Genomic DNA, 16,407 nt, shown 5'->3' on the forward strand with positions numbered 1-16,407 from the left:
TCTCCTTGATCCGGCGCCACGTTCAGCGCTGGACGTTCGTTAGGTAAAATACCCCGTCAATGACTACTCATGCCGGCCATGTGCATGATCCCGCGAATACCACTGGCCACGATGCCGAGTGCAGCCACACTGGCGAGCCAAATAGCGATCAGCCAAAACACCCGCTTGTACCAAGGGCCTGCCTGATTTTGAGCGTGTGACACTTCAGAGCGTTCCATGGGCCAACTCCATTGTCAGGGCCGTCGCGGCGGCCAGCATGATCAGCGCCGTGCAAAACAGCAGGCTTAACTGCGCCACCTGCTTGTAAAACGGCATCGGTTTTTCAGCGTTAGTGGTAACCATCTCCAATCCTCACTTTTCCGCGGAAAACGTAGTAGCTCCAGCAGGTGTACATCAGGATGATCGGCAGGATAAACAGGGTGCCGATCAGGATGAACAGCTGGCTGGAAGGTGGCGATGCGGCGTCCCACAGGCTGATGGATGGCGGTACGATGTTCGGCCAGATGCTGAACGCCAGGCCGATATAGCCGAGGAAGACCAGCATCAGGGTGAACACGAACGGCCAGTGGGAATGGTGTTGACGCAAGGTCTTCAACAGCCCGACCAGGGCCAGTACGCCGAGCAGCAACAGGCCGCCGAACACCACGATGTGTGCGTGGGTGAACCAGCGCGTGGCGATTTCCGGGTGCAGCCAGGGGGTCCACACGCACAGCACGGCCACCACGGCCATCAGGGCGAAGGCCAGGTAATGGCTGAACAGGCGCATCCGCGACTCCAGCATGCCTTCGGTCTTGACCAGCAACCAGGTGCTGCCCAGCAGGGCGTACGCCACCACCAACCCTACGCCGCAGAACAGCGGGAACGGAGACAACCAGTCCAGGGTGCCGCCGGCAAACTGGCGATTTACCACCGGTATGCCGGCGATGTAGGTGCCGATCACCACACCCTGACAAAAGGTCGCCAGGAACGAGCCGCCGATAAACGCCATGTCCCAGATGTGCCGCTTCTGCGGGCTGGCCTTGAAGCGGAATTCAAACGCCACGCCGCGAAAGATCAGCCCGGCCAGCATGAAGATCAGCGGCAGGTACAACGCTTCCAGGATCACTGAGTACGCCAGCGGAAACGCGCCATACAACGCCGCACCGCCCAGGATCAGCCACGTCTCGTTGCCGTCCCATACCGGCGCCACGGTGTTCATCATCACGTCGCGCTCCTGCTCGTCCGGGATCAACGGAAACAGGATGCCCAACCCCAGGTCGAAGCCGTCCATGATTACGTACATCATCACCCCGAAGGCAATGATCACGCCCCATATCAACGACAGGTCTATACCTTTAATGCCCATGTGCAATCCCCTCGATCAGTTGGTGTGGTCGCCGGACGCGAGCGGCTCGGTAACGGCGGACAAGGGACGGCGTGGCGTACGGTCCTGGCCGGGGCCGCCTTGGGGCGGATGGTCGTGATGGGGCTGCGGCCCCTTGCGTACCAGCTTCATCATGTAGCCAATTCCCACGGCAAACACCGAGAAGTAGATCACCACGAACAACGCCAGGGAGATGCTCAACTGCGTGACGGTATGGTTGGACGCCGCGTCGGCGGTGCGCATCAGCCCGTAGACCACCCATGGCTGGCGCCCGACTTCGGTGGTGATCCAACCGGCGAGCATCGCGATCAGGCCGGTCGGCCCCATGAACAACACCAGGCGCAGGAACAGGCGATTGCGATACAGCGCGCCATTACGGCGCAATGCCAAGCCCAGTATCCCGGTGAGGATCATCAACATCCCCAGCCCGGCCATGATCCGGAAACTGAAGAAAATGATGGTCGAGTTCGGTCGGTCCTCTTTAGGGAAGCTCTTGAGCGCCGGAATCTGTTTGTCCAGGCTGTGGGTCAGGATCAGGCTGCCCAGGTACGGGACTTCGATCGCGTAGCGGGTCTTTTCGGCCTCCATGTCAGGGATACCGAACAACACCAGCGGCGTCGCGCCGTCACCGACGTTTTCCCAATGCCCTTCAATCGCGGCGATTTTTGCCGGTTGGTGCTCCAGAGTGTTGAGGCCATGGGCATCACCAACAACCGCCTGGATCGGCGCTACGATCAGCGCCATCCACAACGCCATCGAGAGCATCTTGCGCACTGCCGGGGTGTCGTTTTTACGCAGCAAGTGCCAGGCCGCCGATGAGCCGACGAAGAACGCCGTGGCAACAAAGGCAGCGATTGCCATGTGCGTCAGGCGGAACGGGAACGACGGGTTGAAGACGATGGCGAACCAGTCCAGCGGCATCACCCGGCCATCGACGATGGAAAAGCCCTGGGGAGTTTGCATCCAGCTGTTGGAGGCCAGGATCCAGAACGTCGAGATCAACGTACCGATGGCGACCATTACCGTGGCAAAGAAGTGCAACCCACGCCCAACTCGGTTCCAGCCAAACAGCATCACCCCCAAAAAGCCCGCTTCCAGGAAGAATGCCGTCAGCACTTCATAGGTGAGCAAGGGCCCGGTGATACTCCCGGCGAAGTCCGAGAACCGGCTCCAGTTAGTGCCGAATTCATACGCCATGACCAGGCCCGAAACCACGCCCATGCCGAAGTTGACGGCGAAGATTTTCGACCAGAAGTGATACAGATCCTTGTAGACCGGATTGTCGGTTTTCAGCCACAGGCCTTCCAGCACAGCCAGGAAACTGGCAAGGCCGATGGTGATGGCGGGAAAGATGATGTGAAACGAGACCGTGAACGCGAACTGAATTCGCGCCAGGTCGAGCGCCTCGAGATTTAGCATGACGGTACCCTCATAGTGTCCAGTGATCAGCAAAACCCAGGGCGACCTGCCGGCCGCCCCGCCCGGCTCAAGCGCCGAGTGACTGAATCAGGTTGCTGGCCGGCGCAGGTTCAAGGCGAATAGCGATGAACTTCGACGTGGGAGTGAAGGTGCGGTCGCCATAGCTTTCCAGGGGCACCAGGGGGTTGGTTTCCGGGTAATAGGCGGCAGCCTGGCCAGGCGGAATGTCGTAGGCGATCAACGTAAAGCCACTGACCCGACGCTCGCGCCCATCGCCCCACAACGAGACCATGTCGACCTTTTGCCCAGGCTCGTAACCCAGCTTGCGAATGTCCTGCTCATTGACGAACACCACGTCGCGCATGCCATAAACGCCGCGATAGCGGTCATCGAGCCCGTACAACGTGGTGTTGTACTGGTCGTGGGAACGCATGGTCTGCAGGATCAGGTCCGGCTTGACGTCGAGGTTGCGCACGCCTTCGCTGACCAGGTGGGCGGGCAGCTCACTCGGGGCAAACTGCGCTTTACCGCTGTCGGTTTGCCAGATGCGGTGCGCGGCGTTGTTGCGCAGGTGGAAGCCGCCCGGGTGCAGCAGTTTTGTGTTGAAGTCCTTGAAGCCGGGAATGGTGTCGGCGATCAAGTCACGGATGCGGCCGTAGTCGGCCACCGTCCACAGCCAGTCAATCGGGTGCTTGCCCAGGGTCGCATTGGCGATCCCGGCGATGATGGCCGGTTCAGAGCGCATCAAGGGCGACTTGGGTTTCAGTTGGCCGTGGGAGATGTGCACCATGCTGAAGGTGTCTTCCACGGTCACGCCTTGCGGGCCTTCGGCCTGAATGTCGATATCGGTACGGCCCAGGCACGGCAGGATCAAGGCTTCGCGGCCGGTCACCAGATGGCTGCGGTTGAGCTTGGTGGCGATGTGCACGGTCAGGTCGCACTTGCGCAATGCCGCATGGGTGCGCGGAGTGTCCGGCGTCGCTTGGGCAAAGTTGCCACCCAGGCCGATGAAGACTTTGGCGAGCCCCTGTTCCATGGCGGCAATCGCCATCACGGTGTTGTGACCATGGCGGCGCGGTACCTTGAAGTCAAAGCGCGCTTCCAGCGCATCGATCAGCTCCGGTGGCGCCAGCTCGTTGATGCCCATGGTGCGGTCGCCCTGCACGTTACTGTGCCCGCGCACTGGCGACAGCCCTGCGCCTGGCCGGCCGATATTGCCGCGCAACAGTTGCACGTTGATGATTTCCTGCACGGTCACCACCGAGTGCACGTGCTGGGTCACGCCCATCGCCCAGCACATGATCACCCGGTTGGCGCGGCGGTACATGCGCGCCGCCAGCTCGATGTCGGCCAGGTTGAGGCCCGATTGCTCGACGATATGCTCCCACGAGGTGGCGTCCACCTGTGCTAGGTACTGTTCGAGACCCCAGGTGTGTTCGGCAATGAATGCGCGGTCGAACACCGCCTCTCCATTGTTTTCCAGGGCATCACGCTCCCACTCCAGCAGAAACTTGGCGATGCCTCGAAAGGCCGCCATGTCGCCGCCCAGCGCCGGACGGAAGTACGCCGACGAGGTGGGTTCGGAACCGTTGATGAGCATCTCCAGCGGATGCTGCGGGTGTTGGAAACGTTCCAGCCCACGCTCCTTGAGTGGGTTGAAACAGATCACCTGGGCGCCGCGCTTCACCGCCTCGCGCAGTGGCTCAAGCATGCGTGGGTGGTTGGTGCCGGGGTTCTGGCCGATAACGAAAATCGCGTCGGCCTCCTCCAGGTCATCGAAAGTCACTGTACCTTTGCCTACGCCAACGCTGTCGTCCATGCCCAGGCCACTGGCTTCGTGGCACATGTTCGAACAATCGGGAAAGTTATTGGTGCCGTAGGCGCGAACGAACAGCTGATACAAATAAGCCGCTTCGTTACTGGCGCGGCCCGAGGTATAGAACTCGGCCTGGTCCGGCGATTCCAGCTCGTTGAGGTGCTTGGCAATCAGGGCAAAGGCGTCGTCCCAACTGGTTTCGACATAACGATCCAGCGACGCGTCGTAGCGCATCGGATGGGTCAGACGCCCCTGGTATTCGAGCCAATAGTCACTTTGCGCCGCCAGCGACGACACCGTGTATTTATTGAAGAACGCCGGGTTGACCAGGCGCCCGGTGGCTTCCCAGTTCACCGCCTTGGCGCCGTTCTCGCAGAACTTGACCATGCCGCCTTCCGGCGATTCGCCCCATGCACAACCCGGGCAGTCAAAACCGCCATTCTGGTTGGTCTTGAGCATCGCGCGGATGTTCTTGAACGCGTTTTCACTGCCCAGCCAGCTTTGCGTCACCGCAATCAGCGCGCCCCAACCTGCGGCCGCCCCCTTGTACGGTTTATAACGTTCAACTTCGCTCATGGTAATTCTCCAAGACTTCACACGTAGGCGCGGGCCTAACTAAAGCCCTTATTGATGATTATTTTTCAGGCACTGCAAAACGCAAATCGGTTTAAAGCCCACTAAACCGGGTTCACGTCGACCGGTTTTAAGGGTCCAACATCGAGTTACGCATTTAGCCTATGCCGTGCATAAACAGCCTGTCTAATCACAAATAATGACCACTTCATCGACATGCTCTATTACGATAAATTGTTTTAAAAATCAAAAAGATAAAATAATAAAAGTCGAATAAAACCCCCAATCAAAAGCCCATAGATTTCGTCGATCACTCGGTTGCTAATAGTGATTAGACGCGGCATTAAAACAACTCTAGCCTTGCTTTAAATAACGCGCTTACCTACATCGAGCGTCCAAACACCGTAGTTACACGCTCAGCGTCGCTGCCGAGGTTTTAATGACCGATCAAGTCTTGATGGATAGTTTTTCTCGCCGGGTCGACTACCTCAGGATGTCGGTGACCGACCGCTGCGATTTCCGCTGTGTGTATTGCATGGCCGAAGACATGGAATTCCTGCCACGTCAGAAAATCCTGACGCTGGAAGAGCTGTATCAACTGGCGCAGAGTTTTGTCGCACTGGGCACGCGCAAAATCCGCCTGACAGGCGGTGAACCCTTGATTCGTACGGGCGTGGTCGAGCTGTGCAAGCGCATCGCGACGCTGCCCGGCCTGCGCGAGTTGTGCATGACCACCAACGGCTCGCAACTGGGCAAGCTGGCCGCGCCGCTGTTCGATGCCGGGCTCAAGCGCCTCAACATCAGCCTCGACAGCCTTGACCCCAAGCGCTTTCGTGAACTGACGCGCACCGGTGACCTGGCCAAGGTCATCGCCGGTATCGATGCGGCGAATGCGGCGGGCTTCCAACGCACCAAGCTCAACTGCGTGGTGATGAAGGGCCGCAACGACCACGAAATCAACGACCTCGTGGCGTTCGCCATTGACCGCGGCCTGGATATTTCCTTCATTGAAGAAATGCCCCTGGGGGTCATCAGCGAACACAGCCGTGCCGAGGCGTTCTATTCCAGCGCGCAGGTGCGCGAGCGTATCGCCGAGCGCTACACCCTGATCGACTCGGCAGAATCGACCCAGGGGCCTTCGCGTTACTGGCGCCTGGCCGAGGCGCCGCATATTCGCCTGGGCTTTATTTCACCCCACAGCCACAACTTCTGCGGCACCTGCAACCGCGTGCGCCTGACGGTTGAAGGCCGGTTGTTGCTGTGCCTGGGTAACGAGCATTCGGTCGACCTCAAGGAGGTGCTGCGGCGCTATCCGGGTGAACCAAAACGCCTGGAGAGTGCCATCGTTGAGTCGATGAAACTCAAGCCATATCGGCACAACTTCGAGCTCAATGATGACGTGCAGGTTGTCCGCTTCATGAACATGACCGGTGGTTAACCCATCCGGTTTTATCCCTTCGCATTAAGGCCATTGCCCATGATCGTCAGAGCCAAACCCAACCTGATCGGTGTATTGACTTCGCTCAAGGGCTCCGTGGCCCGGCGTATCGCACTGCGCAGCCTGCTGGTGACACTGCTGGCCTCGGTGATTGTGCTGGTGGAGACGCTTCACCCGGCGTACTTCTCCAAGGTCAACGCCACGCCGTTCACGCTACTGGGCTTGTCACTTTCAATCTTCATGAGTTTTCGCAACAACGCCTGCTATGACCGCTGGTACGAAGGGCGCAAAGCCCTCGGCGCCATGGTGATGGATGTGCGCGTCATGATTCGCGAAACCCAAGTGATCAAGGATGCGCGCCAACGCAAAGAGATCCTGCGCAACCTGTGCGGGTTCGCCCACGCACTGAACGCCAGGCTGCGCAATGAAAATGAGTCCATCGCGGCAGCGCCCTGGCTCGACAAGCTGCCGTCGGCCAGCACCCCGAATCTCCCGGAAAGCATTATCGGCCGCGTGACCCAGCAGTGTTCGGCGCTGGCCGAGTCGGGGGGCTTCAGTGAATGGCGCTACCAACTGATGGCCAGGCACTTAAGCAACCTGACCCGTACGCAGACGATTTGCGAGCGCATCAAAAGTACGCCGCTGCCCTTCCCGTACACCCTCTTGTTGCACCGCACCAGCTACATGTTCTGCATCTTGCTGCCCTTCGCCATGGCCGAACCCCTGGGTTGGCTGACGCCGGTCTTCACCGCCATCGTGAGCTACACGTTTTTTGGCCTGGACGCGATTGGCGATGAGCTGGAAGACCCCTTCGGCTACGACGAAAACGACCTGCCAACCAATGCCATCGTGCGCACGATTGAACGCGAAGTGCTGCACGCCAACGGCGCGACACAACTGCCGCCCGTGCTCCAACCCATTGATTGTGTACTGAACTGACCCGAGGCCCCCATGAACGAACGCTCCCACACACTGACCCATCTGGACGCCGCAGGCCGGGCCAGCATGGTCGACGTCACGGACAAATCAGCAACCACCCGTGAGGCCCAGGCCCAGGCCTGGGTGCGCATGCAGCCGTCCACGCTGCAACTGATCCAGGCTAACGGGCACCCCAAGGGCGACGTGTTTGCGGTGGCCCGTATCGCCGGGATCATGGCGGCGAAGAAAACCCATGAACTGATCCCGCTCTGCCACCCGCTGATGCTCAGTTCGATTCACCTCGAACTGCGTGCTGTCGAGCCCGACAGCGTGCAGATCATCAGCACCTGCCGGCTCAACGGCCAGACCGGCGTCGAGCTCGAAGCCCTGACCGCCGCCAGCGTAGCGGCCTTGACGATCTATGACATGTGCAAAGCCGTGGACCGCGGGATGATCATCGACCGAATCCAGTTGCTCAAAAAACAGGGGGGCAAGTCGGGCACCTTTGTCGCGGGTGACCCGCAATGATCCTGGTCAATTACTTTGCGCGCTATCGGGAACAGCTGGGCATCGGCGGCGAAAAAATCGCCCTGGACGGGTCGCTGCGCACCATTGCCGACCTCAGGCAGCACTTGTGCGCCAGAGGTGAAACCTGGCAGCAAGTGCTCGGTGAGACCAGCCTCATGTGCGCATTGAACCAGGAGCTGTGCACACCCGACGCGCCGATAGAAGATTTCGATGAAATCGCCTTCTTCCCCCAAGTGACCGGAGGTTGATCAATGCCTGTTCAGGTTCAGACCGAGCTGTTTGATCTGGGTGAACTGACCCGCAGCCTGCACGCCGAAGAGCCGGGCGTCGGCGCCGTAGCCACCTTTGTCGGCTATGTGCGCGATCTCAATCAGGGGGATCAGGTCAGCGAATTGTTCCTTGAACATTACCCGGGAATGACCGAACGCTCGCTGCAGCAGATCATCGATAGAGCCCATCAACGCTGGCCCCTGCAACGGGCGAGCATCGTCCACCGCGTGGGGGCATTGAAGGTCGGTGAACCCATCGTGTTCGTCGGTGTTGCCAGCGAACATCGCCAGGAAGCCTTCGATGCCTGCAATTTTTTGATGGACTACCTGAAGACTCACGCACCTTTCTGGAAGCGTGAACACACGCCGTCCGGAGAACGCTGGGTAGAGGGAAGAGAAAGTGACCAACTGGCGGTAAACCGCTGGACTGCATGACGCCCCCCGGTAGGGGCGAGCTTGCTCCTACAGTGGCGGTGGCGGTATTTGAGGACAGTGCATGCCGCGTCAGAACAAGTCGCAGAAAGGAATGAACCGCGCCGTGTCACCGCGCTGCAAGGTGCAGCCCTCGGGGATTTCAAGCAGGCCGTCCGCCCACGAAGCTCCCAGCAGCACGCCCGAGCTCTGGTTCGGATACAGAATCGCCCGGCCCTCCTCCAGCTTGGCCCGCAGGTATTCGCGACGGCTGCCTGCTTTCGGCCAGTCAAACCCGACGTTAACCGGGAAGCTCAGGGGCGTGACGTCATCAACACCCTGGATACGCAACAGGTAAGCCCGTGCCAGCAGGCCGAACGTCACCAGCGCCGAGGCCGGATTGCCTGGCAAGCCGATGACAGGCACGTTACCGTAATAGCCCACGGTCAAGGGCTTTCCCGGTTTGATCGCGAGTTTCCAGAATAACGGCTTACCGCTATCGCGCAGCACCTGGCCAAGGCAGTCGGCGTCTCCGGCTGACACCCCACCGGTGGTCAGGATCAAGTCGGCGACAGGTTGCAACTGTTCCAGCTTGAGCCGCGTGTGCTGCGGCTGGTCGGGAAGAATACCGCCATCGATGACGTCACAACCCAATGCACTCAGCCAATGGCTAAGCAAAATGCGATTGCTATTGTAGATACAGCCGGGCTTCAGCGTCGTCCCCGGCTCAGCCAGTTCGTCCCCCGTGGACAGCAGTGCCACCCGTGGGCGGAGTACCACCGATACATGGGTACAGCCTTGCGCGGCCGCGATGGCCAGCGCGAAAGGCCCGAGTCGCTTGCCGGCAGCGAGCAACACCTGCCCGGCACGGTTTTCCTGGCCTTGCGGACGGATATTCTGGCCCGCGCCAAGCGCCTGCTTGAAACGTACCCGTCCGTCCTCCAGTTGCTCGGCGTTCTCTTGCATCTCGACGCAATTGGCCCCAACGGGTACCGGTGCGCCGGTGAAGATTCGAGCGCAGGTGCCCGGCAGCAATGCCTCAGGTGAATGCCCGGCGAAAATCTGTTGCGACACGGTCAGCGGCTGGCCTTTCCAGTCGTCGACGTTCAAGGCGTATCCGTCCATGGCACTGTTCGGCCACGGCGGCAGATCCAGGGTCGCGATCAAGTCATTGGCCAACACCCGTTGCCGTGCGTCGCTCAATGCTATCGACTCACTGCCTTGCAGGCGTCGCGCCTGCGCCATGGCCAACAGTGAAGCGATAGCCTCCTCCACTGACATGAGCTGTGACGGGCTCATCCCCGCGACTCGCACAAGGCCACCGATTTGAGGTGCGGCACAAAATTGCACGGCCTGTGGCGCGCATCCAACTGCTCGGCGAGGATACCCTCCCACGCCGTGCGGCAAGCGCCCGTCGAGCCCGGCAGGCAGCACACCAGCGTGCCGTTGGCCAAACCGGCCAAGGCACGACTCTGTACCGTGGAGGTACCGATATCGAGGATGGATATCGCACGGAACAACTCACCAAAACCGTCAATCTGCTTGTCCAGCAAACAGTGGACCGCTTCAGGCGTACTGTCGCGCCCGGTGAAGCCTGTGCCCCCGGTAATCAGTACCACCTGAATCTGCTCGTCGGCGATCCAGGTCGCGACCTGCGCGCGGATTTTATACAGGTCATCCTTTAGCAGGTTGCGCTCGCTCAAACGGTGACCCGCCTCCAGCAGCCGGCTGACCAGCAGTTGCCCGGAGGTATCGTTGGCATATTCACGGGTATCACTGACGGTCAACACGGCCATATTCAGCGGAACAAACAATGCATCCGACTTCACGCTCATGTCACTCTCCTACAAGCCATTATTGAAACGATCACCAGAGGCTAAAGCGCCCATACAGCCACTGTCTAATCGTTACAGTTGACCGAATTATCGAGCGCTTCTATCACTGATATTTCCGCACGCCATTCACCGGTGATTGAGTGAGTCGATCAATCCTTCAATAGTCATGATTGGACGTACAGGTGCAAGAATGAGATCGTCTGCCTATCTCAATTCGCGGTATTCCTGCCATGCCAGCACGCTGCTCTCCTGAAGCTGCATCCAGCCCCTGTTCGATACTCCTGCTGGCGGGCGGGCGCGGGGCACGTATGGGCGGGCGGGACAAAGGATTACTGGTGTGGAAAGATAAGCCGCTGATTGCCCATGTACAGGCCATCGTGCGTCCGTTCACCGACGACTTGATCATTTCCTGCAACCGCAATGCAGCGCGTTATCGCGCGTATGCCGATCAATTGGTCGAAGACTCACAAAAGGATTTCCCAGGCCCCTTGGCCGGTGTTTTGGCCGGAGTTTCCGTTGCGCACCATCCCTGGCTGCTGGTGCTTGCCTGTGATGCTCCGAATATTGATGCCGCACTGATCAAAGCAATGCTCGAGGCGCGCCCCACGACCGGCGCCGCGCTAATGATCCAGCAGGCCGGGCAATGGCAACCCATGTTCAGCCTGATCCCAACGGCGTTGTTGCCGCAGTTGAACCAGGCCTGGGATGAAGGCGAACGCAGCCTGCTGCGCGCGCTGCTCAAGCATGAGCTGGTGGCATTGACCTGCGTAAGCGACGACCTGCGCCTGAGCAATTTCAATACCCCTGAATGGCTGGTTGGAAATCATTAGCGTGCACCGAAAAAGTCGACGGCACATTAATTAAAAGGGCAGAAACAGAATCGCTAAAATAATCCGCGGGTTCTGGCCACCAGCGTTAATAATTACCCCTCATTTATTCCGCAACAGGTGCCTTAGTGGATATCAAGCAGCTTAAATTCCTCATCGCGCTGGAGCAGACCCGGCACTTCGGCCAGGCGGCTGCGCGTTGCCACATCACCCAGCCGACCTTATCGATGCGTTTGCGTAATCTGGAGGATGAGCTGGGCCTGGAATTGGTTACCCGGGGCCAGCGTTTCGAAGGCTTTACAGAGGCCGGTGAACGCGTGCTCGCCTGGGCCAGGACCTTGCTCGCCGCCCATGACGGGTTGTTCGCCGAAGCTGCAGCCTGTCGCGGCCAACTGGTCGGTAATTTGCGTCTGGGTCTGGTGCCGCTCAGCGGCTTCAATCCGATCAGCTACATTCAGGGCCTATCCCATACCTTCCCGGAACTCAAGTTCAACCTCACCTCGATGAGTTCGGACAAGATCATCGAAGCGCTGGGCACTAACCAACTGGACCTGGGGGTGTGTTACCTGGACCACGTAAACGCCAATTACCTAGAGTTTTTCGAACTGGGCGAAACCCGCGTCGGCCTGCTGTACGACACGCGCCACTTCCATTTCGAAGGTACCGAAATGAGCTGGGAAGACGCCGCCGAACTGCCCCTAGGCATGATCAGCAATGGCATGCACTATCGAAAGTCCATTGACCTGAGCTTTCGCAGCCGCGGCCTCGACCCTCAACCCATACTCGAGAGCGATTCGACGTATCAGCTGTTCCAGGCGATCCACAACGGTTTTTGCTGCGCGATTATGCCCCTGGACAGCGGCCTGGAAAGCCCGATCGAAAACCTGGCCTTTATCAACCTCCCGGACGCCAGCGTACTCGCGCCGCTGGGCATGGTGATGCGCAAAACCGAACCCCGCTCGGCCATCGCCGAAAAGTGTTTTGCGCAAGCCCAGAAATTGTTTGCCGCCAAGGGTACGGTCTAGCGTACGGGAGGGATGTTGATGGAGAGAGCAATGACTGCATTGCTACGCGAACCCGGCCTCATCGTGCTGAACTGCTTGCGCCGCCACACGGTCCCAACTCATACGCTCATCGCTACAGGAATTTTTCCATGACGCTTCCCCAAGAAATGACCCTGATCGAAATCACCACCCCTGGCGGGCCCGAGGTCTTGCAGCCGCGCAGCGCCGACGTGCCGGTGGCCGGGCCAGGCGAGATTCTGATTCGCGTGCACGCCGCCGGGGTCAACCGCCCAGACGCCTTGCAGCGCGCGGGCAAATACCCGATGAAGCCCGGCATGAGCCCGATTCCAGGGTTGGAAGTGGCTGGTGAAGTGGTGGCGCTGGGCACTGGCGTGAACGAATACAGCGTGGGCGACAAGGTCTGCGCCCTGACCAATGGCGGCGGCTATGCGCAGTACTGCGCGGTGCCGGCTACCCAGGCGCTACCGATCCCAGCGGGCATGGACTGGATTCAGGCCGCTGCCGTGCCGGAAACGTTCTTTACGGTCTGGGCCAACCTGTTCGGTCTCGGCGGTGCCCGCAAAGGCCAGCGCGCCTTGATCCACGGCGGCACCAGCGGCATCGGCACCACCGCGTTGATGCTTTGCCAGGAATTCGGCATCCAGGCATTCGCCACGGCGGGCAGTACCGACAAATGCGCGGCGATTGCCAAGCTCGGTGCCGAGCCGATCAACTACCGCGAACAGGCATTTGCCGAGGTCATCGCCAAACAGACCGATGGCAAAGGCGTCAACGTGATCCTCGACATCATGGGCGCCTCGTACCTGAACAATAACCTCAAGGCCCTGGGCATGGACGGCCACCTGGTGATCCTCGGTTTCCTCGGTGGCGCCAAGGCCAACGACGTCGACCTGCTGACCATCCTCGGCAAACGCGCGGTGATCACCGGCTCGCTGCTGCGGGCCCGCACGCGGGAAGAAAAGGCCGAGATTGCCGAGCAACTGCGCGAACATGTGTGGCCGGTACTCAGTGCCGGGCGCTGCCTGCCGATTATCGACCAGGTCTACGCCTACACCGACGCCGCCCAGGCCCATGCGCGGATGGAAGGTGGGGACCATATCGGCAAGATTGTGTTGCGGGTGGAGTGAGGCATTTTTGATGTGGAGAGGGGTCGCCTGGATGCCAGTCCGTCAAGCGCAGATCCCTGTGGGAGCGGGCTTGCCCGCGAAGGCGGTGGGCCAGTCAACATACATGTTTGCTGGGCCGACGTCTTCGCGAGCAAGCCCGCTCCCACATTTGATTTTCATTGGTTTGAGCATCGCGTGTCACTGGTGTGCGGTATACACCGGATAATCCACATACCCCGCCTGTGTCCCGCCATACAAGCCTTCGGCCTTCAACGCATTCAACGGCCAGCCATTGAACAGCCGCTGGGGCAAGTCCGGGTTGGCAATGAAGGGCCGTCCAAAGGCGATCAGGTCCGCCAACCCGGCCTCTACCAGCCGTGCGCCGCGCTCGGCGGTGTAGCGCCCGGCGTAGATGATCCTGCCGCTGAAGGTGGCGCGCACGGCCTGGCGAAATGTGTCGGGCAGGTCGGGGGCGTTGTCCCAGTCGGCCTCGGCAATGGACACATAGGCGATGCCCGACGCTTCCAGCACTTTGATCGCTTCGATATAGGTAAGGTGCGGGTCTTCTTCCACCAGGCCGATGTAGACCCGGTCCTGATCGGTGCCACTGAACAGCGGCGAAAAGCGCACGCCCAGGCGTTCCGGCCCCACCACCTTGCACACCGCTTCGACAATCTCGCGCAGCAAGCGCAGGCGATTGTCCAGCGAGCCGCCGTACTCATCCTCACGGAGGTTGGAATGGGCCGAGATGAACTGGTTGACCAGGTAGCCGTTGGCCGCGTGAATTTCCACGCCGTCGAACCCGGCGTCCAGGGCATTGCGCGCAGCCTGGGCGTAGTGCCCGACCAGCTCTTCGATTTCCAGCGTGGTCAAGGCACGGGGCACGGGTGGCTGCACCAGTTCACCCCTACCCGGCCCGGTTTCAATGAAGGCTTTGGCTTGCAACGCCGGCAGCGCAGACGGGCCTACAGGGGCTCCACCGTCAGGTTGCAGCGCGTGATGGGACACCCGCCCCACGTGCCATAGCTGGGCGAAGATCACACCGCCCTCGGCATGCACCGCTGCGGTGACTTTGCGCCAACCCTCGATTTGCGCCGGTGTATGAATGCCCGGTGTCCACGCGTAGCCCTGGCCCCGGGGTTCGATCTGCGTACCCTCGCTGACCATGAACCCGGCACTGGCCCGCTGACGGTAGTAGTCGGCCATCAGGTCGGTGGCGATATTACCCGGCTGGGCGCTGCGCTGGCGGGTCAGCGGCGGCAGTACCACACGGTTGTTCAAGCGGTGATGCCCCAGCTTGATCGGGGTGTTCAAGATGCAGTCAGGCACGGCGATATTCCAAATTCAGGACGAACGAAAACCGTGGCGACTCCTGGGAGTCGCCACCGTATAGATCAGTGGATTAACTTAAGCGCAGAGTGTCAGCAGGGCCTTGGCCACTTCGCTGGAGCTGCCTGGGTTTTGCCCAGTCACCAGCAAACCGTCGACAATGACGAAGGATTGCCAGTCGGCGCCCTTCTCATACAGGCCGCCCAATTTACGGAATTCATCTTCAATCAGAAACGGCACGACCTCGGTCAACTGCACAGCGGCCTCTTCCGAGTTGGAGAACCCGGTGACGCGGCGGCCCTTGATCAACGGCTCACCGTTAACTGCCTTGACGTGACGCAAGGCACCCGGTGCATGGCACACAAAGCCAATGGGCTTGCCGGCCCGCTCGAAGGCTTCGATCAGCGCGATGGACACCGACGACTCCGCCAGGTCCCACAGCGGGCCGTGGCCGCCGGGGTAGAACACGGTGTCGAAGTCGGCGGCATTGACCGAGTCCAGCTTCACGGTGGTCGCCAGGGCTTGCTGCGCAGCCGGGTCTTTGCCGAAGCGCTCGGTCTGCTCGGTTTGCGCATCCGGTTCATCGCTCTTGGGGTCCAACGGCGGCTGGCCGCCGGCCGGAGAAGCCAGCACCACTTCGGCGCCAGCGTCCTTGAACGCGTAATAAGGTGCGGCGAATTCTTCGAGCCAGAAGCCGGTCTTGCGCCCGGTATCGCCAAGCTGGTCGTGAGAGGTCAGTACCATTAATACTTTCATTTTCCAGTGCCTCGATCGATGTGAATAACAGGGTTTTCAGGGCTGCCCAACAACTGTTGGGTCAGCAGCAGCGCCTCGGCGAACGGCGCGGTGGTACGGGTGATCTTGCCCATGACGCTGGTTCCCAACCATAGCGCATACAAACGCCTGGCCAGGCTTTCGGGGGCCTGCTCGAACCTGAGCGAGCCGTCTTCGACGCCGCGTTGCAGGGCCACGGCAAGCAAGTCGATGGTGCGCGAAGTACCGCGTTGCAGCGCCAACCGCATGGGTTCTGACAGATCGGAGACCTCCGCCCCAAGCTTCACGGCCAGGCATTTGCCGGCGTCGGTACAGCCGATGTGGTTGTCGATCCAGCCCTGCCAATAACGCATCAGCCTGGCGTGGTGGGTCAATCCCGGCTGATCGAACAGCTGCTGCATGCCCTCGACGTAGTGGTCGAAATAGGTATCGAGTAACACCACGCCAAAGGCATCTTTGGAGTTGAAGTAGTGATAAAACGAGCCCTTGGGCACTTGCGCCGCTTGAAGGATCTCGTTCAAGCCCACCGCCGAAAACCCCTTGGCCCCGACAATGGATTGCGCCCGTTCAAGAATCGCTTGCCGCGCACTGCTGCTTGCGTTGCTCATGCTTGCCCCTGTGCGATTAGACCAGTCGTCTAGTGCGTTGGGCTCATGTTAGGCAGCGCGGCATTGGCTCACAATGTCATATCCGCAAGGATTCCGGACACGCACGAAAGTCGGTTGCCGTTTGCCGGGCACACGCCGACAATCACCTCTCCCCTGCCCCTTGGAGAG

The 16,407-nt window shown here is 60.2% G+C and carries 18 protein-coding genes; 8 read left to right on the forward strand and 10 right to left on the reverse strand.

Annotated features, from left to right (window positions below):
- Positions 1–56: 56 nt before the first annotated feature.
- From GIV35_RS19085 to GIV35_RS19105, 5 genes are all read right to left on the reverse strand, one after another.
- Complete coding sequence (locus GIV35_RS19085; RefSeq protein ID WP_105226551.1) at positions 57–218, reverse strand: DUF2474 domain-containing protein; 162 nt, start codon at positions 216–218, stop codon at positions 57–59.
- Entirely contained in the window at positions 205–342 is a 138-nt protein-coding gene (locus GIV35_RS19090) for a hypothetical protein (protein WP_168220173.1), read from the reverse strand. Before GIV35_RS19090 ends, GIV35_RS19085 begins: the two co-directional genes overlap by 14 nt.
- Positions 329–1,345 carry a cytochrome d ubiquinol oxidase subunit II gene (gene cydB / locus GIV35_RS19095; RefSeq protein WP_236265708.1) on the reverse strand — a complete coding sequence of 339 codons (1,017 nt, stop codon included), beginning with the start codon at positions 1,343–1,345 and terminating at the stop codon, positions 329–331. Before cydB ends, GIV35_RS19090 begins: the two co-directional genes overlap by 14 nt.
- Positions 1,346–1,360: 15 nt before the next feature.
- Positions 1,361–2,782, reverse strand: a complete 1,422-nt coding sequence (locus GIV35_RS19100) for a cytochrome ubiquinol oxidase subunit I (RefSeq protein ID WP_105226549.1) — start codon at positions 2,780–2,782, stop codon at positions 1,361–1,363.
- Between the two features lie 67 nt (positions 2,783–2,849).
- Positions 2,850–5,174, reverse strand: coding sequence for an FdhF/YdeP family oxidoreductase (locus GIV35_RS19105; protein ID WP_236265759.1), 2,325 nt, complete (start codon positions 5,172–5,174; stop codon positions 2,850–2,852).
- Positions 5,175–5,610: 436 nt separating this feature from the next.
- Here GIV35_RS19105 and moaA point away from each other — a divergent pair, with 436 nt between their 5' ends.
- From moaA to moaE, 5 genes are read left to right on the forward strand one after another with little or no spacing between them, the layout of a single operon-like run.
- A complete protein-coding gene (gene moaA / locus GIV35_RS19110) occupies positions 5,611–6,609 on the forward strand; it encodes a GTP 3',8-cyclase MoaA (RefSeq protein WP_236265758.1) in 999 nt (332 codons plus the stop codon).
- Positions 6,610–6,648: 39 nt separating this feature from the next.
- Positions 6,649–7,548, forward strand: a complete 900-nt coding sequence (locus GIV35_RS19115; RefSeq protein WP_105226547.1) for a bestrophin family protein — start codon at positions 6,649–6,651, stop codon at positions 7,546–7,548.
- A gap of 12 nt (positions 7,549–7,560) precedes the next feature.
- A complete protein-coding gene (moaC, locus tag GIV35_RS19120; RefSeq protein WP_236265757.1) occupies positions 7,561–8,055 on the forward strand; it encodes a cyclic pyranopterin monophosphate synthase MoaC in 495 nt (164 codons plus the stop codon).
- A complete protein-coding gene (gene moaD / locus GIV35_RS19125) occupies positions 8,052–8,303 on the forward strand; it encodes a molybdopterin converting factor subunit 1 (RefSeq protein ID WP_072435724.1) in 252 nt (83 codons plus the stop codon). Before moaC ends, moaD begins: the two co-directional genes overlap by 4 nt.
- A gap of 3 nt (positions 8,304–8,306) precedes the next feature.
- Positions 8,307–8,759, forward strand: a complete 453-nt coding sequence (moaE, locus tag GIV35_RS19130) for a molybdopterin synthase catalytic subunit MoaE (RefSeq protein ID WP_236265756.1) — start codon at positions 8,307–8,309, stop codon at positions 8,757–8,759.
- 69 nt (positions 8,760–8,828) lie between these two features.
- Here the strand turns inward: moaE and GIV35_RS19135 are convergent, their stop codons facing one another.
- The gene (locus GIV35_RS19135; RefSeq protein WP_236304339.1) at positions 8,829–10,034 is read right to left on the reverse strand and encodes a molybdopterin molybdotransferase MoeA; all 1,206 of its coding nucleotides are present in this window, start codon (positions 10,032–10,034) and stop codon (positions 8,829–8,831) included.
- Positions 10,031–10,570 carry a molybdenum cofactor biosynthesis protein B gene (gene moaB / locus GIV35_RS19140; protein WP_072435721.1) on the reverse strand — a complete coding sequence of 180 codons (540 nt, stop codon included), beginning with the start codon at positions 10,568–10,570 and terminating at the stop codon, positions 10,031–10,033. The genes GIV35_RS19135 and moaB overlap by 4 nt, the downstream gene beginning before the upstream one ends.
- 230 nt (positions 10,571–10,800) lie before the next feature.
- Here moaB and mobA point away from each other — a divergent pair, with 230 nt between their 5' ends.
- The 3 genes from mobA (at position 10,801) to GIV35_RS19155 (ending at position 13,549) form a co-directional block, all read left to right on the forward strand.
- Positions 10,801–11,400, forward strand: a complete 600-nt coding sequence (gene mobA / locus GIV35_RS19145; protein ID WP_105226541.1) for a molybdenum cofactor guanylyltransferase MobA — start codon at positions 10,801–10,803, stop codon at positions 11,398–11,400.
- A 125-nt stretch (positions 11,401–11,525) separates the two neighbouring features.
- Positions 11,526–12,422, forward strand: coding sequence for a LysR family transcriptional regulator (locus GIV35_RS19150; protein WP_116667779.1), 897 nt, complete (start codon positions 11,526–11,528; stop codon positions 12,420–12,422).
- Between the two features lie 128 nt (positions 12,423–12,550).
- Positions 12,551–13,549, forward strand: a complete 999-nt coding sequence (locus GIV35_RS19155; protein ID WP_236265785.1) for an NAD(P)H-quinone oxidoreductase — start codon at positions 12,551–12,553, stop codon at positions 13,547–13,549.
- 177 nt (positions 13,550–13,726) lie between these two features.
- Here the strand turns inward: GIV35_RS19155 and GIV35_RS19160 are convergent, their stop codons facing one another.
- The 3 genes from GIV35_RS19160 to GIV35_RS19170 form a co-directional block, all read right to left on the reverse strand.
- Positions 13,727–14,857, reverse strand: coding sequence for an alkene reductase (locus GIV35_RS19160; protein WP_223023997.1), 1,131 nt, complete (start codon positions 14,855–14,857; stop codon positions 13,727–13,729).
- A gap of 78 nt (positions 14,858–14,935) precedes the next feature.
- Complete coding sequence (locus GIV35_RS19165) at positions 14,936–15,613, reverse strand: type 1 glutamine amidotransferase domain-containing protein (RefSeq protein WP_034127295.1); 678 nt, start codon at positions 15,611–15,613, stop codon at positions 14,936–14,938.
- Complete coding sequence (locus GIV35_RS19170) at positions 15,610–16,239, reverse strand: TetR/AcrR family transcriptional regulator (RefSeq protein WP_200649422.1); 630 nt, start codon at positions 16,237–16,239, stop codon at positions 15,610–15,612. Before GIV35_RS19170 ends, GIV35_RS19165 begins: the two co-directional genes overlap by 4 nt.
- Positions 16,240–16,407 lie beyond the last annotated feature (168 nt).

The sequence above is a fragment of the Pseudomonas sp. PA-1-6B genome (genome assembly GCF_021609545.1).
GTDB lineage: Bacteria > Pseudomonadota > Gammaproteobacteria > Pseudomonadales > Pseudomonadaceae > Aquipseudomonas > Aquipseudomonas fluorescens_BV.